The 421-nt window shown below is 73.4% G+C and carries 1 protein-coding gene; it reads right to left on the reverse strand.

Annotated features, from left to right (window positions below; all coding sequences use genetic code 11):
• Positions 1 to 340, reverse strand: a 340-nt coding sequence (locus tag LPA54_RS40000) for an SDR family oxidoreductase (protein ID WP_228985327.1), incomplete at its 3' end; no start/stop codon positions are given.
• Positions 341 to 421: the final 81 nt, after the last annotated feature.

The following is a 421-nucleotide window of genomic DNA, read 5'->3' on the forward strand; positions in this document are numbered from 1 at the left end:
GCGTGGCGACCATGGCGTCCCAGTCGTCCTGGCGGAGCTCGTCGAACGGGGAGACGGCCTTGGTGCCCGCGTTGGAGACGAGGACGTCGAGGCGGCCGTACCGCTCGACCGCGGTGCCGGTGAGACGGCGCAGGTCCTCGCGGCGGGAGACGTCGACGACGACGCCGGCGGCGGTCCCTCCCCCGGCCGTGATGCCGTCCACCACGGCGTTCAGCCGGTCCTCGCGCCGGGCGCCGAGCACGAGCCGGGCCCCCCTGCCGGCGAGGAGACGCGCGGTCGCCTCGCCGATGCCGCTGCTGGCGCCCGTGATGGCGATGACCTTGTCCTGGACGGTCGGCATGACCGGGTTCCTTCCCAGAGGTGTCCGCGGGTCGTCGCATGACCTACGGTGAAAGCGGAGACGTCCCCACTTGCCCTCCAC

Origin of the sequence: Streptomyces sp. DH12 (assembly GCF_020873895.1) — a bacterium.
GTDB lineage: Bacteria > Actinomycetota > Actinomycetes > Streptomycetales > Streptomycetaceae > Streptomyces.